The organism is Pseudomonas sp. NPDC085632 (assembly GCF_044541255.1).
Taxonomy (GTDB): domain Bacteria; phylum Pseudomonadota; class Gammaproteobacteria; order Pseudomonadales; family Pseudomonadaceae; genus Aquipseudomonas.
Map to the genome: position 1 here is coordinate 257,191 of NZ_JBITSX010000003.1, position 22,750 is coordinate 279,940.

The 22,750-nt window shown below is 63.5% G+C and carries 2 protein-coding genes (1 of these 2 cut by a window edge); both read right to left on the bottom strand.

All coding sequences use genetic code 11. From position 1 onward, the window contains the following. Entirely contained in the window at window positions 1-17,847 is a 17,847-nt protein-coding gene (locus tag ACIF4X_RS04720) for a non-ribosomal peptide synthase/polyketide synthase (protein WP_397481151.1), read from the bottom strand. Further along, window positions 17,844-22,750: the end of an amino acid adenylation domain-containing protein gene (locus ACIF4X_RS04725; RefSeq protein ID WP_397481152.1), read on the bottom strand. 8,110 nt of this gene lie beyond the right edge of the window; 4,907 of the gene's 13,017 nt are visible here — the last part of the coding sequence; the start codon falls outside the window, past its right edge; its stop codon occupies window positions 17,844-17,846. Before ACIF4X_RS04725 ends, ACIF4X_RS04720 begins: the two co-directional genes overlap by 4 nt.

The following is a 22,750-nucleotide window of genomic DNA, read 5'->3' on the forward strand; positions in this document are numbered from 1 at the left end:
TCAGGACAGCACTTGGCCGGCCGGCACTTTCAGGCCGTCATGCCACCACGCCGCGAGACTGAAGACGTTGGGCGCCTTGAGAATCGTGAAGTGGTTGCCCGGCCCGTACCACACCGCCAGATCCGCAACCTGGCGCTGCCAGCCTTCGACCATCGCCGCTTGCTCGCGCTGATTGCCCCACGCATCCAGCGTCGGGTCATCGACCAGCGCCAGCCGTACCGGCCCGGTGTAGGCCCGTTGCGGTTGATAGACCGTGCGCAGCGCTGTGGCGAAGGTGCGGACCGGGCCGTGCATGGCCTGCGCTGACGAACGCGCAGACAACACACCGGCGCGCACCATGCCCTCGTGCAACAGGCGCATTTGCGTGGTGTCGTCAGCCTCGGCGAACGCCAGCGGATCGATGCCCAACGACTTGCCGCTGGACAGTTGCAGCGTCTCGATCAAGCGTTCCAGTGCGGCGGTCGTCGTGTACGGCTTGCCCGCCGTACCGTTGCCGCCGGGAGATTCGCTGTCGATCAAGGTCAACGACGCTACCTCACGCCCGGTCGCCTGCAACTGCGCCGCCATGGCATGCGCGACCCAACCGCCGAACGAATGGCCGATCAGGTGCACCGGGCCTTGCGGATACAGTTGCTCGACAGCTTGCAGATAACACGCCGCTGCCGCTTCTACCTGACTGTGCGGTACGCCGCTGCCATCAAGCCCGCGGGGTTGCAGACCGTAGATTGGCCACTCCGGGCCGAGCGCTTCGGTCAGATGAATGAACCCGGTGACACTGTCGCCCGCCCCCGGCACGCAAAAGACCGGCGCATGTCCGGCGTGCCCGCTCTGGATCGTCAACACGGGCTGATAAGCCTGTGGTTGCGGGGCCTGCGCCGTTGCCATGGCCTGACTCAAGGCCTGGCCGAGTGCCTGGATATCCGGACTTTTCATCATGCTGCGGTGATCACCCGGCACATCGATGCAGCGCAGCAAACCTGTACCAACCTTGTTCTCCCAACCACGGGTCGGACTCGGTTGTGCCTGCCCCGGCATCAATCCCTGCGCGCGGAACAAGTGCACTGGCTGACTGGCCGGGCTGACCCGGTAATGCGCCAGCGCCAGACCATGAGCGGCCTCGCGATCAAAGTAACTCCAGGCCTGCGCCGCCGTCAGTGCGGCCAGTTCCGGGTCGGGCAATTGCTGTTCGCAGCAGCGCTGGAACAGTTCATCGAACGCGATGAGTTCGACTTCAGCCTCAAGCTTCTCTACGCCGGCCAACGCTGGCAGCCCTTCTGCACCCCGCATCTGCGAACGCGCGCGGCAGTGTTCAAGCAATTGACGCTTGTCGCGCTGCTCGCCGCTCCAGCGGGTTTTATCCTGACTGGCCGGATGCGGCGCGTAGGTATCAAGCAGACCAACAAACGCCACGGCCTCATCTAGACCGAGCAATTGCTGCGCGATTTCATACGCCAGCAAACCACCAAACGACCACCCGGCCAGACGATACGGCCCATGCGGCTGCACCGAGCGGATAATCCCGACCATCCGCGTGGCCATGCACTCAAGGGTGCGCAGTTGCGGCTGCCCCAGCGGCACGCCGGGCAAACCGTAAATCGGAAACTGCCCCTCGATGTGCATCCCCAATGCCGGGAAATAAACGTCCCGACCACTGAATTCATGGATCAGGAACAGCGCATCACCGCCCTCGCCCGGTCGCACCACGACCAGTCCTTCCGGATGTTCGGGCATACCACTGCGCTGACTGAGCAGCGCGGCCAGCGCCTCGATGCTCGGCCGCTGGAACAGCTCCGCCAGCGTCACCTGCTGCCCCGAACGTTGCAGCAGGTTGACCAAGCGAATCGCCAACAGCGAATGCCCGCCCAACTCGAAGAAGTTGTCATGGCGCCCGACCTGTTCGACCTTGAGCACCTCGCCCCAGACCTGCGCGAGCAAGCTTTCAACCTCACCTTGCGGTGCTTCGTAGCGGCGGCTGAGCACCGCGTCCAGGCCCGGTGCCGGCAGCGCCTGACGGTCGATCTTGCCGTTGGGACTCAAGGGCAAGGCGTCTAGCGCAACAAACGCGCCCGGCACCATGTACTCGGGCAACTGCTCGAGAATCAACGCGCGCAACGTGTCGATAGCAGGCACAGCATTGCCCTCGCGCACAGTGAAATACGCGATCAGACGCTCGTCGCGCATCAGCACCACCACCTCGCGCACATCCGGGTGCTGGATCAACCGCGCTTCGATTTCACCGAGTTCCAATCGCAAACCATGCAGCTTGACCTGGAAGTCGTTGCGCCCGAGGAATTCAAGATTGCCGTCAGCGCGGTAGCGCACCAGATCACCGGTGCGGTACAAGCGATCACCGTCCACGAACGGGCTGTCGATAAAGCGCTCGGCCTGCATCTGCGGCAGTCCCATATACCCTCGCGCCACGCCGACACCACCAATGTGCAACTGGCCGATGACGCCGAGCGGCACCGGTTGGTCATGCGCATCGAGCACATACAGACGGGTGTTGCAGATGGCTTTGCCGATCGGCAATTCCGACGTTGGCACCGGCATGTGCGGTTCCAGTGTCCATGCCGTGCTGTCGACCGTGGCTTCCGTCGGGCCATACACGTTATGCAGGCGCACCCACGGCAGGTGCTGGCGCACAGCAGCGGCCAGCGCCGCGGTGAGTTCGCCGCCACCACAGAAAATATCGCTGAGGCTGGTGCATTCACTGACCTCCTGCAGTTCAACAAACTGCTGCAACAGCGCCGGCACAAACTTGACCACGGTAATCCGTTGCTGACGAATCACTTGTGCCAGATACGCCGGTTCCCGATGGCCGCCCGGCCGTGCCAGCACCAGGCGCACACCGGTCGTCAGCGGCCAGAAGAACTCCCACACCGAGCCATCGAAACTGAACGGCGCTTTCTGCAACAACGCGCTCTCCGGGGTCGGCGGGCAGATCTGCGATCCCCAATGCATCAGATTGCACAAGCCACGATGTTCCAGCATCACGCCTTTTGGCGTGCCGGTCGAACCCGAGGTGTAGATCATGTAGGCCAGATTCGCAGGGTTCAGGCCAGGCACCTGCGGATTGCCCTCCGATTGCGCGTGCCAGTTGCATTGGTCAAAGTCGATCACAGCTACGTCGGTCCCGGCAAACAGCGACCGGGTGGCCGTGTGAACCAGCACCGCCACCGGCGCGCAGTCCCTGAGCATAAAGTCGAGGCGCTCCGCCGGGTAAGCCGGATCCAGCGGCACATAGGCGCCCCCGGCCTTGAGAATACCGAGCAGCCCGACCACCAGATCGAGTCCACGCTCGACGCACAGCGCCACTCGCGCATCCGGCCCCACGCCCTGTTCGCGCAGGTGATGCGCGAGACGGTTGGCACGGGCATTCAGCTCGCGATAGGTCAGGCTGTGTTCGCCCGACTGCACGGCGATCGCGTCCGGCTGACGCTGCACCTGCGCTTCGAACAGGCTTTGGACCGGTTGCTCGACCGGGCAATCGACTTGCGTCGCATTGAAGTCGTCGAGCAAGCGCTGCTGTTCATCCGCCGCAAGCAGACTGACCTGCGCCAACACCGCTTGGTCATCGGTGACCAGCGCTTTCAGCAAGCGCTGCAAGTAACCACTAAAACGCCGCACGGTCGCCTCATCGAACAACGCTGTGGCATAGCGCAGCGCGCCTCGGATGCCTTGCGGGTTTTCCCCCAGGCTCAGCGACAGGTCGAACTTCACAAAGTGATTTTCCCCGGCCAGGCCCTCCAGCGTCAGACCGCCCAATGCCAAGGCCGGCGCGACGCTGCTGTCCCAACTCACCAGGGTCTGGAACAACGGCGTGTGGGACAGGCTGCGTACCGGTCGGGTGATTTCCACCACGTGTTCGAACGGCAGATCCTGATGCGCCTGCGCGGCCAGGGTCTGGGCTTTGACCCGCGCCAGCAGCGCTGCGCCCGTCAGATCACCTGAGGTATCGATGCGCAGCGCCAGGGTGTTGACGAACATGCCGATCAGCCCTTCGATCTCGGCGCGGGTACGGTTGGCCACCGGCGAGCCAATGACCACATCGGACTGCCCGGACAGGCGCGCGAGCAACATTGCCCAGGCGCTCATAAGCACCATGTACGGCGTCACGGCGTGGCGCTGACACAACGCCTTGAGACCGGCGCTGGTCTGCGCGTCCAGCACGATCTCGACACTGCCGCCGTGATGATCCTGTTGTGCCGGACGCGGTCGGTCGGTTGGCAGGCTCAACAATGCCGGGGCGCCGGCCAGGGTCTGCTGCCAGTAATCGCTCTGGCCTTGCAACACCTCGCCGCTCAGCCAGCGCCGTTGCCACAGCGCGTAGTCGGCGTATTGCAAGGCCAACGCTGGCAGTGGATCTGCCTCGCCATGGCTGAACGCCTGATACAACGCCATCAATTCACGGGTCAGCACACCCATCGACCAGCCGTCGGAGATGATGTGGTGCATCGTCAACAAGAGCACGTGGTGCTCATCGGCCAGACGCACCAGACGTCCACGAATCAACGGGCCGTCCTGCAAATTGAACGGTCCGCGCGCTTCAGTTTCGATCAGCGCGCGCAAGGCCTCGTCGGTCTGCGGCGGTTGTCGCCAATCCTCCTCAATCAGCGGCAGGCCAGTGTCGACCGGGGCAATCAGCACCTGCGCTTCATCGTTCAATTGCGCGAAACGACTGCGCAGGGTTTCGTGACGCGCGACGATCCGCGCCAATGCCCGTTGCAGGGCCACGGCGTCGAGTCGGCCGCGCAAATGCAGGCCCAAAGGAATGTTGTAGGCGGTGTTGCCGCCGTCCATCTGCGCGAGGAACCACAAGCGTTGCTGGGCGAAGGACAACGGCAGCGCCTGATCGCGCGGCGCTGGCAGAATCTCCGGCAAGCGGCTGCGTTCGGCCTGGCTCAACACGTCGGCGACCGCCGCCAGTTCCGGGTTGGCAAACAGATCGGCCAGCGCCAGCTCCACACCCAATTGCTGGCGCACTTGGGAGAGCATGCGCATGGCCAGCAATGAATGGCCGCCGAGTTCGAAGAAGTTGTCGTGACGGCCGACCTGTTCGACCTGCAACACCTCGGCCCAGACCCGTGCCAGGCTTGCTTCCAGTGGATTGGCCGGTGCCTCGTAGACCCGACTGAGCAGCGCCTCCTGGGTTGGCGCGGGCAGCGCCTTGCGGTCAACCTTGCCGTTGTTGTTCAGCGGCAACACCTCGAGTTGCACCCACGCCGTCGGCAGCATGTATTCCGGCAGGCGGGCATGCAATTGCGCGTGCAGTCCGGCGCTGTCCAACAGTCCCGCTTGCGCCGTGTAGTACGCCACCAGACGCGGGGCGTCCTGACCGTCACGGCGCGCCAGCACCACCGCCTCCTTGATGCCCGGGCAATTCAGCAAACGGTTTTCGATTTCCCCCAGCTCGATGCGGAAACCACGGATTTTCACCTGATCGTCGTTGCGGCCGATGCAGTCGAGTTGCCCCGGTGCCAGCCAGCGCGCGAGGTCACCGGTGCGATAAAGCAACGCGCCCGGCGTCTCGCTGAACGGATCGTGGAGGAACTTCTCGGCAGTCAGATCCGGCCGGTTCAGGTAACCCAGCGCCACGCCCTGCCCGCCGATATACAGCTCCCCGGTGACGCCCATCGGCACCGGTTGCTGATACGCGTCGAGCACGTACACCTGCGTGTTGCCGATCGGCCCGCCAATCGGCACGCTTTCGGCGTTTTCGGCCACCGCTTGCACTTCGAACGTCGTGGCGTAAGTGGTGGTTTCGGTCGGGCCGTAGCAATGCACGATGCGCAATGCCGGAGCCTCAGCCAGTAGCCGCCGGAACGCCGCCGGATCCCCACGCTCGCCGCCGCACAGCAAAATCCGCAGGCCCTTGAGCGCCTGCGGGATCAGTTGCACATATTGGTTGAACAGCGCCGTGGTGACGAACAGGATCGTCGCGCCACTGGCACTCAGTTCGCGACCAAAGGCATTCGGATCGAGCAGGGTTTGATGGTCGATGATCACCACGCGACCGCCATTGAGCAGCGGCCCCCAAATATCCATGGTGCTGGCATCGAACGCCGGGTTCGAGGCGAAGACCACACGATCCTGCGCATTGAAATCGGCGTAACCGTTATTAAGCACCAAGCGGCCGATGCCCCGGTGCGGCACCATCACCCCTTTCGGTGTGCCGGTGGAACCCGAGGTGTACATGATGTACGCCTGCGTCTCCGACGACTGCACAAGATTCGGGTTGTGCGTCGGCTGGCCGTTGAGGGTCAGCGTGTCGAGGTCGATACGCGGTGCGGCGTAGTCGATGACTTCGCTGCTGAGGGTTAACAGCGCCACCGCCTGACAATCCTCGACCATGAACGCCTGACGCTCGCTCGGTGCATTGATGTCGAGTGGCACATAGGCCGCCGCACATTTGGCAATGGCCAGTTGCGCGACCAGCAGTTCCAGCGAACGTGGCAGCAGAATCGCCACGTGATCGCCCGGTTGCACGCCCTCTTCGACGATCAGGTGATGGGCCAGACGGTTGGCCTGAGCGTTCAGCTCAAAGTAGCTCAGTGACTGTGCGCCATGCACAGCCGCCACCGCTTTGGGATGCGCCGCCGCCTGCTGCTGGAAAATCCCGTGCACGGTCAGTGTTTGCGGGTAGTCACGCGCTGTGGTGTTGAAGTCGCCGAGCAAGCGCTGACGCTCATCCGCCGCCAGCAACGGCACGCTTTCCAGCACCACTTGATCACTGGCAATCATTGCTTCGAGCAGGCGCTCGAAGTAACCGATGTAACGCGCAATCGTCGGCGCTTCGAACAGCGCTGTGGCGTAGTTCAGCGTGCCACGAATCACCCCGTTGACCTCACCCAGTGTCAGCGTCAGGTCAAACTTGGCGACCTCGCCCGGGCCGGCAACGCCCTCAAGCGTCAGATCACCCAACGCCAGTTGCGGGCCGACGCTGCTGTCCCAGCTCAGCGTGGTCTGGAACAGCGGGCTATGGGCCAGGCTGCGCACCGGCCGGGTGATTTCCACCACCTGCTCGAACGGCAGATCCTGGTGCGCCTGCGCCTCAAGTGTCCGCGCCTTGACCCGTGCCAGCAACGCTTCGACGCTCGGTGCGCCCGAGGTGTCGATGCGCACGGCGAGCGTATTGACGAACATGCCGATCAAACCTTCGACTTCGGCGCGGCTGCGGTTGGCCACCGGCGCGCCGATCACTACATCGGTTTGCCCAGACAGGCGACTCATCAGCATCGCCCAGGCACTCATCAGGGTCATGAACAGGGTCACGCCGTGACGCTGGCTCAAGGTCTTCAGCCCTGCGCTCAGGCGCTGGTCCAGCAGCACTTCGACGTGGCTGCCGGCATAGTCCTGTTGTGCCGGTCGCGGGCGATCGGTGGGCAACGTCAACAAGGCCGGCGCGCCGTCAAGGGTCTGCTGCCAGTAGTCGCTTTGCCGCTGCAGCACGTCACCGCTGAGCCACTGACGTTGCCACACGGCGTAGTCGCCGTATTGCAGGGTCAATGGCGGCAGCGGATCAGGCTGACCGTGGCTGAACGCTTGATACAACGCCATCAACTCAGCGGTCAGCACGCCCATCGACCAGCCGTCAGCGACGATGTGATGCACGGTCAATAGCAGCACATGATGATCGTCGGCCAGACGCACCAGTTGTCCGCGAATCAATGGATCGTTCTGCAGATCAAAAGCAGTCGAGGTTTCCTGCGCTATCAATGTCTGCAGAGTCTGTTCGGCATGCAGCTGTTGTCGCAGGTCGTCAACGCGCAACAGTAGACCGCTATCGACCGGGATAATCGATACGTGTGCGCTGTCGTCGATACGGATGAAACGGCTGCGCAAGGTTTCGTGGCGGGCAACGATCCGTGCCAGCGCCGCTTGCAGGGCATCAACGTCGAGGTGGCCGCGCAGGCGCAAGCCGAGGGGAATGTTGTATGCCGAGTTGCCACCCGTCATCTGCGCCAGGAACCACAGGCGCTGTTGGGCGAAGGACATCGGCAACGGTTGATCACGCGGTGCCGGCACAATGTCCGATAGCACGCTACGCCCGGCGCGATTCAATACTTCAGCGACTGCGCTCAATTGCGCGTCGGCAAACAGATCACTCAGCGCCAGTTCGACGCCGAGGCGCTGACGGATCAGCGAGACCATGCGCATCGCCAACAGCGAATGACCGCCGAGTTCGAAGAAATGATCGTGACGGCCGACCTGCCCGACTTGCAGCACTTCGGCCCAGATCTGCGCCAGGGCGGTTTCCAGTTGGCCTTGCGGCGCCACGTATTCGCGAGTCGGCAGCGCGGCCAGATCCGGTTTCGGCAATGCTCGGCGATCGACCTTGCCATTGGCGGTCAGCGGCAAAGCTTCGAGCCGGACAAACGCGGCCGGCACCATGTAATCGGGCAACTGTGTCAGCAACTGTGCGCGCAACTCGCCCAGCGCCAGCGGCTCGGCCCCCGCCTGTTCGGTGAAATAGGCCACCAGTCGCGGCTGGCCGGGTTGGTCCTCGCGGGCCAGCAGCACCGCTTCGTTGATCCCGGGGAGCTCATTGAGGCGAGTCTCGATTTCGCCCAACTCAATACGCATGCCACGAATTTTCACCTGGTCGTCGTTACGCCCCAGGTAGTCGAGCGAGCCGTCTTCGCGCCAACGGGCAAGGTCACCGGTGCGGTACATGCGCGCATTCGGCAAGGGGTTGAACGGGTCGCGCAGGAAGCGCTCGGCGGTCAGATCGGCGCGGTTCAGATAACCCCGGGCCACGCCCGCGCCACCGACGTACAACTCGCCCATGACGCCCATGGGCACCGGGCGTTGCTGCTCGTCGAGCAAGTAGACCGCCGCGTTCGCCACCGGTTGGCCGATGTGCAACGCCGTGCCGACGTCGATACGCCCGGAAGTGGCGACCACGGTGGCCTCGGTAGGGCCGTAGTTGTTGATCACGGCGAAGCGCTGGTCGCGGTTGAACTGGCGCAAGCGGTCGCCACCAATCAGCAAGGTGCGCAAAGTCGGGTGATCGAGGTTCTGGCTGAATGCGTATTCGGCAATCGGCGTTGGCAGGAAGCTCACCTCCAGCGGTTGCCCGCGCCACCACTCGAGCAATGCGTCGATGTCTTCACTGCCGTCATGGGTCGGTGCCAGGTGTAAGGTCGCGCCCACACACAGCGCCGGCCAGACTTCCCAGGCCATCGCATCGAAACCAAATCCGGCAAGGCTTGAGGTGTGGCTGCCGGCACATAAATCGAACGCATCACAGTGCCAGTCGACCAGGTTGGACAGCGTCTGGTGCTCGACCATGACCCCTTTGGGCAGACCGGTCGAACCCGAGGTGTAGATCACGTACGCCAGATGCGCAGCGCTCAGACCCGGCACCGCAGGGTTGTGCTGCGCCTGCGCCGGCCATGCGCACAGGTCGATATCGATCACTGGCACGGCCAGCGCCGGTAGTCTCTCGTGCACATCGCTGTGAGTGAGCACCGCGACCGGCGCGCTGTCGCCGAGCAGATAGCTGATCCGCTCGGCAGGATGCGCCGGGTCGATCGGCACATAACCGGCGCCAGCCTTGAGAATGGCGACCAGACCGACCAGCGTATCCAGACCACGGCGGGCGACGATGGCCACACGATCATCAGGTTTCACGCCCGATTCGATCAAGTGATGCGCCAACGCATTGGCCTGACGATTGAGCTGCAGGTAAGTCAGCGGCTGCCCGGCAAACACCGCTGCCACCGCTTGTGGACGCTCGGCGACCTGCGACTCGAAGCGCTGGCCAAATGTCAGCCCACGCGGGTAATCGGCCTCGGTCGCGTTGAAGTGCACCAGCAACTGTTCACGCTCGGGTGCCGGCAGGATCGACAACCGATCAAAGCCCACATGCGGCGTGTGCTCCAGCGCCTCAAGCAACACGCTTAACGCAGCCTGCATGTACCCGCAGATACGCTGCGCATCAATGCCGGCCCCGGCCAATACTTTCAGGCTGAAACCTTCACCGAGATCGTCAACGCTGAGGGTCAGGCGATAGTTGGTATGCTCCTCGGCTGCCAGCAATTGCATGCCCTGCCACGCCGCTTGCACCTCGGCGGACACCGACCCGACCGGAGCGCTGTGACGATAGTTGAGCAGTGTGCTGAACAGCGGCGTGCCCGACGGCATCGCGCTGCACTGTTGCACCTGCGCCAGTTGCGCGTGCTCGTGAGCGAGTAGCTGACTCAGGCGTTCGTGGGTCGCCAGTGCGGCGCCTTTGACGCTATGGGCGTTCAGCTCGATGCACAGCGGCAAAGTGTTGATAAACACACCGAGCGCGCGCTCCGAGCCTTCACCGCCCTGCAATCGGCCGAGCAACACCGTGCCGAAGACCACCGCGTCGCGCCCGGACAATTGCCCCAGCACCTGCGCCCAGGCGAGGTGCATCAGGCTGGCTGCGCTGACACCCAAGCGCCGTGCTTGTTGACGTACGCTGTGGCTGAGTGTGTTTTCCAGCGTCAACCGGGCTTCTTGCGCGGGACCGTCATGGACCAGATTCTGACCATAGGGCAAGGTCGGCTCATCGATCGCACCGAGCATTTCGCGGAAGAAGCTTTCGTGCTCTTGCGCGCTCAGCCCGGCGCGGGTGTGCGCCACGTAGTTGCGATACGGCACCGGTTCGCTCAAGTGCGCGGCGTTGCCCAACAGAAACGCCTGCATCTCGTGCTGCAACACCTCAAGCGCCACGTGATCCATGACCAAATGATGGAACAGCAACAACGCCACCACGCGTTGATTGGACACGTCGCGGCTGTACACCACACGCATCAGCGGCGCCTCGGTGACGGGCATGCGGTAGTTGTCGATGCTGAAGCGGTCACGCAACCGGCTCAGCGCATCATCCGCTTCGGCATCAAGCACCAAAGACTCGCAGCTCAGCGAAGCCTGACGCCAGACCACTTGCACCGGCTCTTCAAGGCCTTCCCAGAACAGCGACGTGCGCAGAATGTCATGGCGTTCGATCACTTGTTGCAGTGCGTCGGTGAAGGCTTGCAAACGCTGTTCATCGGCAAAGGCAAACTGCGCCTGCAGCACATATGGATCGCCCTGCGCCGCCGACAGATGATGGAACAGGATACCGGTCTGCAAAGGTGCCAGCGGGTAGATGTCCTGAACATTGCGCGCACCGCCGGGGATACTCGCAACGATGCGATCAATCGTCGCTTGATCCAGCGTCACCAGTGGCAGCAAATCAGGCGTGATGCGCGCGCAACCCGCCGGAACAAGATTGGCCGGCACCGCTGCCTCAGGCTCTCCGCCCACCGCCGCTGCCAATGCGGCCAGCGTCGGTTGGCCGAACAGCACGCGAATATCCACCGACAGTCCGGCCCGGCGCATGCGCGCGACCAGATTGACCGCCAGCAGCGAGTGGCCGCCCAGCTCGAAGAAATGATCAAAGCGCCCGACCCGCTCGACCTTCAGCAACTCGGCCCAGATACCGGCAATCACGGTTTCGACTTCACCGATCGGGGCTTCGTACGCGCGGGTCAGCCGTGCAGTCTGGTCGGGGGCCGGCAAGGCCTGTCGATCCAGTTTGCCGTTGGGGCTCAGCGGCAAGGCCTGCAAATGCACAAACACGGCAGGCACCATGTAATCCGGCAAATGCTTGAGCAGTTGGCTGCGCAGCTGTTCGATGTCCAGCGGTCCGCCGCTGTAATACGCCACCAACCGTTGATCGCCCGGCACGTCTTCACGAGCGAGCACCACCGCTTCGCGCACGCCGTCGATGTGCGCCAGATGCGCCTGGATCTCGCCCAGTTCGATACGCAAACCACGGATCTTGACCTGATCGTCGTTGCGCCCCAGATACTCGATGCTGCCATCGGCCAGATACCGTGCGACGTCGCCGGTGCGGTACAAACGCGCGCCAGCCTGATCGCAGAACGGATCGTCGAGAAAGCGTTCGGCCGTCAGCTCAGGTCGATGCAGATAACCCCGCGCCACTTGCACACCGCCCAGATACATCTCACCAACCACACCCAATGGCACCGGTTGCTGATGAGCATCGAGGATATACACGTGGGTATTGCACAGTGGTTTGCCAATCGGCGGCGCGCCTTGCGGTACCGGCGAATGCGGTTCCAGCGTCCACACGGTGCTGTCGACGGTGGCTTCGGTCGGGCCATAAACGTTGTGCAAGCGCACCTGCGGCAGACGTTCGCGGACGCTGCGCACCAGCGCGGCAGTCAGCTCACCGCCGCCACAGAACACATCGGAAAGACTGCTGCACTCGCCGACCTCTTCCACGTCAAGGAATTGCTGCAACAGCGCCGGCACAAACTGGATGACGCTCACCTGTTGCTCACGAATCAGTTGCACCAGCGCGGCCGGATCGCGGTGATCGTCCGGGCCGGCGAGAACCAGGCGCATGCCGCAACTCAACGGCCAGAACAGCTCCCACACTGAGGCGTCGAAACTGAACGGGGTTTTCTGCAACAGCGCGGCGCCGGTAGAAAGCGGGCACAGCCCGGCGCTCCAGTGCAGCAGATTGCCCAGGTTGCGGTGCTCGACCATCACGCCCTTTGGCGTGCCGGTGGAGCCGGAGGTGTAAATCACATAGGCCAGATTCGCCGCGCTCAAGTCCGGCACCTGCGGATTGCACTGCGCAAGGTCTTGCCAGGTGCACTGGTCGAAATCGACCCGCACGCCCGCCCACTCGCCGATCAGCGCACGCGTCGGCGCATGCACCAGCACCGCCACGGGCGCGCTGTCCTCAAGCATGTAGGCCAGACGTTCGGCGGGATAACCCGGGTCGAGCGGCACATAAGCGCCGCCAGCCTTGAGAATTGCCAGCAGACCGACCAGCAACTGCGGCCCACGCTCGACGCAGATCGCCACCCGCGAATCGCTGCCCACGCCACACTGGCGCAGGTGATGGGCGAGTTGGTTGGCGCGGCGGTTCAACTCGGCGTAACTCAAACGCAATTCACCGGCCACCACGGCATCCGCGTCTGGCGTGCGCAACACCTGCGTCTCGAAGCGACCATGAACGGTCTGCTCAAGATCGTGGGTGACCGTGGTTGCGTTCAGATCGACCAGCAGGTGCTGACGCTCGTCATCCGCCAACAACGCCACGTGTTCAAGCACCGCTTGATCATTGTTGACCATCGCCTGCAACAGCCGCTGGAAGTAGCCGACGTAACGCTCGATGGTCGACTCATCGAACAAGGCGATGGCGTACTCCAGCACACCGCGAATCCCGCCCGGCGCGTCTGCCAGCGTCAGCGACGCATCGAATTTGGCAAAGTGGCTCGGCTCGGCGACGCTTTCCAGCGTCAGCTCGCCCAGGCTCAGGCTGCCACCGTGGCCGCTGTCCCAACTGAACATCGCTTGAAACAACGGGCTGTGCGCCATGCTGCGCGCAGGCTTGGTGATTTCCACCACTTGCTCGAAGGGTAAATCCTGATGCGCCTGCGCTTCTAACGTTCGCGCCTTGACCCGCGCCAACAGCGCCTCAGTGCTCAACTCGCCCGAGGTATCGATTCGCAAGGCCAGCGTGTTGACGAACATTCCGATCAGGCCTTCGATCTCGGCGCGGGTTCGGTTGGCCACCGGCGAACCGATGACCACTTCCGATTGCCCGGACAAACGACTCAACAGACTCGCCCAGGCACTGAGCATGAGCATGTACATCGTCACGCCGTGACGCTGGGCCAAAGCCTTGAGCCCGGCGCTCAGGCGTTCGTCGAGCAGCACCTCGACGGTGTTGCCGGCGTAATCCTGCTGTGCCGGCCGCACGCGGTCAGTCGGCAGCGTCAACAGCGCCGGAGCGCCCGCCAAAGTCTGTTGCCAGTATTCACTTTGGCGCTGCAACACCTCACCACTGAGCCAGCGTCGTTGCCACACCGCGTAGTCGCTGTATTGCAACGCCAGGGGCGGCAGCGGATCCGGCTGACCGTGGCTGAACGCCTGATACAACGCCATCAGCTCACGGGTCAGAACCCCCATCGACCAGCCATCGGAGATGATGTGGTGAAGGGTCAGCAACAACACGTGATGATCGTCGGCCAGGCGCACCAACCGACCACGAATCAGCGCATCGTCCTGTAAGTCGAACGGCCCCGAGGCTTCGCCTTGAATCAGCGCCTGCAAGGTTTCATCGGGTTGCGGGTGCTGGCGCAGGTCTTCAACGCGTAGCAGCAGACCGCTGTCGATCGGCGCGATCAGCACTTGCGCCTCGTCATTGAACTGGGCGAAACGGCTGCGCAGGGTTTCATGCCGCGCAACGATGCGCGCCAAGGCTTGTTGCAGGGCCGGTTCATTCAGCTGCCCACGCAGGCGCAAGCCGATGGGAATGTTGTACGCGGTGTTGGCGCCTTCCATTTGTGCGAGAAACCACAAGCGCTGCTGAGCGAACGACAACGGCAAGGCGCCGTCACGGGCCACCGCAACTATTTCCGGTTGCGTGCTGCGCCCCGCTTGCGCCACCGCCTCGGCAACCGCAGCCAGTTCGGCGTTGGCAAACAGATCGCCCAGCGCCAGTTCCACGCCAAGACGCTGGCGAACCTGGGACACCATGCGCATGGCCAACAGCGAATGGCCGCCGAGTTCGAAGAAATGATCCTGGCGCCCTACTCGCTCGACCTGCAGCACCTGCGCCCAGATCTGCGCCAAGGCGCTTTCCAGTTCGTTGTGCGGGGCCTCGTATTCGCGGGTGAACAGTGCCGCACGCTCGGGTTTCGGCAGGGCCTTGCGGTCGACCTTGCCATTGGCGGTCAACGGTAGTGCGTCGAGTCTGACGAAGGCCACCGGCACCATGTACTCCGGCAACTGAGTCAACAGGTGCGCGCGTAACTCGGCCACCGCCAGCGGTTCGACCTGACTCTGCTCGGTGAAATACGCCACCAGGCGTGGCTGGCCGGGTTCATCTTCGCGCGCCAGCAACACGGCTTCCTGAATGCCGGGCAACTGATTGAGGCGGGTTTCGATTTCGCCGAGTTCGATGCGCACGCCGCGGATTTTCACCTGATCGTCGTTACGCCCCAAGTACTCGATCGTTCCGTCGGCGCGCCAACGTGCGAGGTCACCGGTGCGGTACATGCGCGCATTCGGGAAGGCGCTGAACGGGTCCTGGAGGAAGCGTTCGGCGCTCAGGTCGGCACGGTTCAAATAGCCGCGAGCGACCCCGGCGCCGCCAACATACAACTCGCCCATGACGCCAATCGGCACCGGACGCTGCTGTTCATCCAGCAGGTACACCGTGGCATTGGTCACCGGTTTGCCGATATGCAAGGCATCGCCTGCCTCGATTCGTCCAGAGGTGGCGACCACGGTGGCCTCGGTCGGACCGTAGTTGTTGATCACGTCGAATTGCTGGTTGCGGCTGAACTGGCGCAAGCGGTCGCCACCGATCAGCAGCGTGCGCAGCGTCGGGTGTTCAAGGTTCTGGCTGAACGCATATTCGGCGACCGGTGTCGGCAGGAAACTCACGTCCAGTGGCTGCGCGCGCCACCAGTCGAGCAGTGCATCGATGTCCTCGCTGCCCTCGTGCGTCGGTGCCAGATGCAGGGTCGCGCCGGCACACAACGCTGGCCAGACTTCCCAGGCCATGGCGTCGAAACCGAACCCGGCAAGGCTGGAGGTGTGGCGACCGGCGCACAGATCAAACGCAGAGCAATGCCAGTCGACCAGATTCGACAAGGTGCGGTGTTCGACCATCACGCCTTTGGGCAGGCCGGTGGAGCCAGAGGTGTAGATCACGTAGGCCAGATGGGCGGCGGTCAGGCCTGGCACGTGCGGATCAGAAGTTTCGCTGAGCGGCCAGGTCAGCGGGTCGAGATCGATCACCGGCACCGCCAGCGCCGGCAAGCGCCCACGCAGATTGTTTTGGGTCAGCACGGCGACGGGGGCGCTGTCGCTGAGCAAGTAGTGCAGACGCTCGGCCGGGTGCGCCGGGTCGACCGGCACATAACCGGCGCCGGCCTTGAGAATGGCGACCAGCCCGACCAGCGTATCGAGGCCACGGCGGGCGACGATGGCGACGCGATCATCAGGCTTCACCCCAAGCGCGATCAGGTGATGGGCCAAGGCGTTGGCATGCCGGTTGAGTTCGGCATAACTCAATTGCTCACCCAAGAACTGTGCTGCCAGCGCTTCTGGTCGCTGCGCCACTTGCGCCTCGAAACGTTGGGCAATGGTCAACGTTGCCGGGTAGTCGGCGTGAGTGGCATTGAACGCCAACAGCACCTGCTCTCGTTCGGCCGCCGGCAGAATCGGCAACTGGTTGATTGCGGTATCGGGCGCCTGCTCCAGCGCCAGCACCAGACTTTCCAGGGCGCAGTGCAAGTAAGCGCAGATGCGCTGTGGATCGACCTCGGTGGTGGCCAGCAAGGTCAGGCTGAAGGCATCGCCGAAATCATCGACGCTCAGGGTCAGCGGATAATTGGTGCGTTCTTCGGAACTGATCGTGCTGATGCCGTCCCAGGCCGCCAGGGTCTCGGCACTCGCCGTCGCCGCCGTGTGGCTGTGACGGTAATTGAGCAAGGCACTGAACAACGGCGTCGGCGCGACCACACCGCTGCACCGCTGCGCCAGCGCCAGCGGCGCGTGTTCGTGGCGCATCAATGTGGTCAGGCGTTTGTGGGTCGCCTCCACCGCCGCACGCACGCCCCGCGCATCGACATCGACCCGCAACGGCAAGGTGTTGATGAAAATCCCCAGCGCCCGCTCGGTGGCTTCGGCGCCCTGCATGCGCCCCATCAGCACCGTTCCGAACACCACGTTTTGTTTACCGGTGAGCGCCGCCAATACCTGCGCCCAGCCCAGATGAAACAGGCTCGCGGCACTCACACCGAGCTGCCGCGCCTGCGCCCGCAGACGCTGGCCAAGCAACGGGTTGATCGGCTGGCTCAGCTCGGCGATGCCGAGGCCGTCGCCCTGCACATCCTGCAAACCGTACGGTAGCGTCGGCTCGACAATGTCAGCGAGCATCTCGCGGAAAAACCCCTCGTGCTCGGCTTCGCTGATGCCCAGCCGCGCTTGCGCCACGTAATTACGAAACGGCACCGGCCGGCCGAGCGATTGATCCTCACCGGTGAGGCAGGCGAGCAGTTCGTGGCGCACCACGTCCAGCGCCGAGTGGTCCAGCGCCATGTGATGGAAGAGTAATGTTGCGACCACGCGCTGGCCGTCCTCATCCCATGCATAGGCCAGACGCATCATCGGTGCGTGCTTGACGTCGAGACGGAAATGCCGCGCATCGAAGCGCTCGTGCAATTGCTGCAGCACAGCGTTTTCGCTGTCGTGCACCACGACTTCTTCCATCGGCAGCTGCGCTTGTCGCCAGACCACTTGCAGCGGCACGTCCAGCCCCTCCCAATGCACCGCCGTGCGCAAGATGTCATGGCGATCGATGACTTTTTGCAACGCTTGCGCAAACGCGTTCAAACGCTCACGGCTGCTGAACGCAAAGTACGATTGCATGACGTAGGGATCGCCCTGCTCATTGCTCGCGTGGTGATAGAGAATGCCTTCCTGCAAGGGCGCCAAGGGATAGATGTCCTGCACATTGGCGGCACCGCCCGGTACGTCGGCGATCAAGCGGTCAAGGGTCGCCTGATCCACTTCGGCCAGGGTCACCATCGCTGGCGTGATGTGCGTGGTGCCTGGGAGAATACCGTTGGCCGGCACATCGATCTGGCCGACGCGGCTGGCCGAGTATTGCCCGGCCTTGATCAGTTCGATCAGCGCCGCTTTATGCTCGCGCAGCGCCGCCAGCAGCACCGGATCGCTCAATGCCTGCTTGTTGCCGTTGACGCGCAGTTGCTCATCGGTCACCGCCAACTGAATGTCTTTTGTCTTCAGGCTTGCCAACAGTTCGAGCACATTCACAGGACGATCTCCATTCTTTCGGTAATTGCGGCGTAGCCGGCCAGGGTCGGTTGTTCGAACAACGCCCTGACATCGGCTTCCATGCCTTCCTGACGTAACCGGCCGATCAGGCTGACCGCCAGTAATGAGTGACCACCCAACTCAAAGAAATGGTCGTGGCGCCCTACCCGCTCGACGTTGAGCAGCTCGGCCCAGAGCCGTGCGAGAGTGATTTCGACGTCGCCGACCGGGGCTTCGTATTCGCGTGTTTTCAGCGCTTGCTGATCCGGCGCCGGCAGCGCCTTGCGGTCGAGTTTGCCGTTGGGGCTCAGCGGCAAGGCGTCGAGATACACGAACACGGCGGGCACCATGTAGTCCGGCAAATGCTCGAGTAAATGACTGCGCAGCAGGTCGATGTCCAGCCGTTCGCCGGTGTAATAGGCGACCAGTCGTTTGTCGCCGGGCACGTCTTCACGGGCGACCACCACGGCCTCCTGCACACCGTCGATCTGGGTCAGGCGCGCCTGAATTTCACCCAGTTCAATACGCAGACCACGGATCTTCACCTGATCATCATTGCGGCCCAGGTATTCGATGTTGCCGTCCGCCAGATAGCGGGCGACGTCACCGGTGCGATACATCCGCCCATTCACCTGGAACGGGTCGTCGAGGAAGCGCTCGGCACTCAGCTCAGGCCGGTTCAGATAACCCCGCGCAACCTGCACGCCGCCGATATACAACTCACCGACCACGCCTTGCGGCACCGGTTGTTGTTGCGCATTGAGGATGTACATCCGGGTGTTGGCAATCGGTTTGCCGATTGGCGTGTTGTCCGGCGTCTGCTCGATCGAGCCGGCGCAATCCCACGCCGTGACGTCGACGGCCGCTTCGGTCGGACCGTACAGGTTATGCAACTCGCTGCCCGTTAACTGAAGTTTGAAACGCCGCACCAGGCTGCCCGGCAACGCCTCGCCGCTGCACATCACCTGCCGCAGGCCATCGCAGCGTGTGGTGTCGCTGTTAGCAAGAAACACATCGAGCATCGACGGCACAAAGTGCAGCGTGGTGATGCGTTCGGCCTCGATGACGTCCGTGAGGTATTGCGGGTCCTTGTGTCCGCCGGGCCGCGCCATGACCAGTCGCGCGCCGGTCATCAGCGGCCAGAAGAACTCCCACACCGACACATCGAAGCTGAATGGGGTTTTCTGCAATACCGAATCGGCGGCGGTCAGGCGATAGGCGTCCTGCATCCACAGCAAGCGGTTGACCACACCGGCATGTTCGTTGACCACGCCTTTCGGTTGGCCGGTCGAGCCGGAGGTGTAGATCACGTAAGCGCTGTGCTGAGGTGTCAGCGCCGGGATTTGCGGATTGTCGGCGGACAAGGATTGCCAGCTGTTCTGGTCAAGATCGACCACTGCCGCCGTGATATCTCCCAGCAACTCGCTGGTAGCCCCGTGCACCAGCACCACGGCCGGCGCGCTGTCCTCGAGCATGTAAGCGAGGCGCTCCGGCGGATAGGCCGGATCGAGCGGCACATAACCAGCGCCGGCCTTGTTGATCGCCAGCAGGCCGATGACCATTTCCAGGCTGCGTTCGACGCAGATCGCCACCCGCGAATCCACCTGCACACCGAGGCTGATCAAGTGCCGGGCCAAGCGGTTGGCGCGATCGTTCAGTTGCGTGTAGCTCAATGCTTGGTCGCCGGCGACAACGGCCACAGCCTGTGGCGTACGCTGCACCTGCGCCTCGAACAAGCCGTGCAGAGTCTGCTGCAGGTCGTAATCGACGTCGGTGGCATTGAGGCCGAACAACAATGCCTGCCGCTCCTCGTCCGGCAACACCGTCAGACGATTGCACGGTTGCTGTGGCGTGTGCTCCAACGCTTCAACCAGCGCGACCAGCGCGTTCTCCATGTACTGGCCAATACGTGCGGCACCGATGCGCGACGGCGTCATCACTGTCAGTTCAAAACCGCTGCCCAAATCGTCGACGTTGAGGGTCAACGGGTAATTGGTGCGCTCCTCGCCGGCAAGGGATTCGATGCCCTGCCAGGATTCACGCTTGGCGTTCTGACGGGCCTCGCTGTCGCTATGCCGGTAATTGAGCATCGCGCTGAACAGTGGCGACGGCGCCGCGACACCACTGCAACGCTGGGCCAGCGCCAGCGAAGCATGTTCATGCGCCAACAGCGCACTGAGCCGCGCATGGGTCGCCTTGACCCCGGCGCGCACGTTGCTTTCGTCAACCTCCACACGCAACGGCAAGGTGTTGATGAACATGCCCAACCCGCGATCCGCGCCAGCGCCGCCCTGCATGCGGCCCAGCAGCACCGTGCCGAACACCACCCGCTCCTGACCGGACGTTGCCGCCAGCACCCGCGCCCAGGCGAGATGGAACAGACTGGCGACGCTCACACCGAGCAAGCGCGCCTGACTGCGCAGTCGCTGCGCCACCACGGCGGGCAGCGGCTGGCAGACCTCCTCGATGTCATTACCGTCGCCATGCACATCCCGCAGGCCGAACGGCAGGGTCGGTTCGTCGATGTCGCCGAGCATCTCGCGAAAGAATGCTTCGTGCTCTTGTTCGCTGACGCCAAGGCGGGTCTGCGCAACATAATTGCGGTACGGCACAGCGGCGACCGGCAACCGTTCATCGCCGCGCAAAATGGCCTGCATTTCTTCACTGACCACTGCCAGCGCGGTGTGGTCCATGGCGATGTGGTGGAACAACAGCATGGCAACCACGCGCTGATGGTCCGGATCAAGGGCATATACCAAACGCAGCAGCGGTGCCTGATCAAGCTCCAGACGACAATGCCGCGCATCGAAGCGCGTGCGCAGCTGTTCGATGGCTTCACCCTGCGCAGGTTCCAGCGCCACGACCTGTACCGGCAGCTCGGCAAGACGCCAGACCACTTGCACCGGCGCCGGCAAGCCTTGCCAGGCCACGGAAGTGCGCAGGATGTCGTGGCGCGTCATGACCTGACGCAACGCCGCAGCGAACCCTTGAAAACGCTCGAGGCTGTCGAACGCCAGACACGATTGCAGCAGGTACGGATCGCCCTGCGCGGCGCTGAGGTGGTGATACAGAATCCCTTCCTGCAACGGCGCCAGCGGATAAATGTCCTGCACATTGGCCGCGCCACCCGGCACCGTGGCGACAATGCGCTCGATGCTGGCCTGATCCAGTTGCACCAGTGGCAGCATGTCCGGGGTGATGTGCGTGCAATCGGCCGCAATCAGATTGTCTGGAACTGCAACCTCGCGACCACTGCCCACCGCCGCCGCCAGTGCGGCCAAGGTCGGCTGGCTGAACAACACACGTACGTCGGTGCTCAGATCGGCCTGACGCATGCGTTCGATCAGCGTCACCGCCAGCAACGAATGCCCGCCCAGTTCAAAGAAGTTGTCGTGGCGACCGACCTGCTCGACCTTGAGCACGTCAGACCATATCTGCGCCAGGGCGATTTCCACCGCGCCTTGCGGCGCGGCATATTCGCGACTCAGCCACGCTGTTTGATCCGGCGCCGGCAACGCCTTGCGGTCGAGTTTGCCGTTGGCGGTCAGCGGCAGTGCTGGCAGGCGCACGTAAGCGGCGGGCACCAGCGCGTGCGGTAACTGCGCCTGCAGATGACGGCGCAAATCCTCGATCTCGACGTTCAGGCGTTCGGTAAACCACGCCAGCAACTGGCCGTCGCGCACCAGCACCACGCAGTCCTGCACGGCCTCGTGACGGCTCAACGCCGCTTCGATTTCCCCCAGTTCGATGCGCACGCCGCGTAGTTTGACTTGATCATCGTTGCGCCCCAGGTATTCGACGTTGCCGTCGGCGAGCCAGCGTGCGAGGTCGCCGGTGCGGTACATGCGCGCCTGCGGTTCGTCGCTGAACGGGTCGTCGAGGAAGCGTTCGGCAGTCAGCTCGGGGCGATGCAGATAACCGCGCGCCACACCCGCACCGCCGACATACAATTCGCCGGCGACGCCGACCGGTACAGGTCGCTGCTGATCGTCGAGCAGGTAAATCTTCGCGTTGGCGATCGGCCGGCCGATGTGCAGCACCTGCCCGGCCTCGACCGCGCCGGAGGTGGCAACCACCGTGGCTTCGGTCGGGCCGTAGTTATTGATCACCGCAAAGGTCTGCTCGCGGGGGAACTGGCGCAGTTTGTCGCCACCGATCAACAGCGTGCGCAAGGTCAGGTGCCCGAGGTCACGACTGAACGCATATTCGGCGACGGGCGTCGGCAGGAAACTCACCTGCAACGGCTGCGCGCGCCACCATTCCAGCAACTCATCCAGATGCTCGTTGCTCACCGACTCCGGCGGCAAGTGCAGAGTCGCACCGACACACAGCGCCGGCCAGACCTCCCACGCCATGGCATCGAAACCGCAGCCGGCGACGCTCGATGTGTGGCTGCCGGCGCGCAGGTCAAAGGCCTCGCAGTGCCAGTGCATCAGGTTTTCCAGTGTTCCGTGTTCGACCATCACGCCTTTCGGCTGGCCGGTGGAGCCGGAGGTGTAGATCACGTAGGCCAGATGCGCCGTGGTCAGCGTCAGTAATTGCGGATTGCTCTCGGACAAGTGCTGCCAAGTGGGATGGTCCAGATCAATCAATGGCACGGCGCCGAGCAAATCAGCCGTCGCAGCCTGCGCCAGCACCGCCATCGGCGCGCTGTCCTGCAGCAGGTAGGCGATGCGTTCCGCCGGGTACGCCGGATCGACCGGCACATAACCGGCGCCGGCCTTAAGGATCGCCAGCAACGCGACGAGCATGTCCGGGCTGCGGCGCAGGCACACGGCGATGCGGTCATCGGGCTGCACGCCGAGCCCGAGCAAGTGATGGGCCAGACGATTGGCGCGCTGATTGAGCTGCGCGTAGGTCAGTTGCCGGGCGCCTTGAACCACTGCCAGTGCATCTGGTTGCT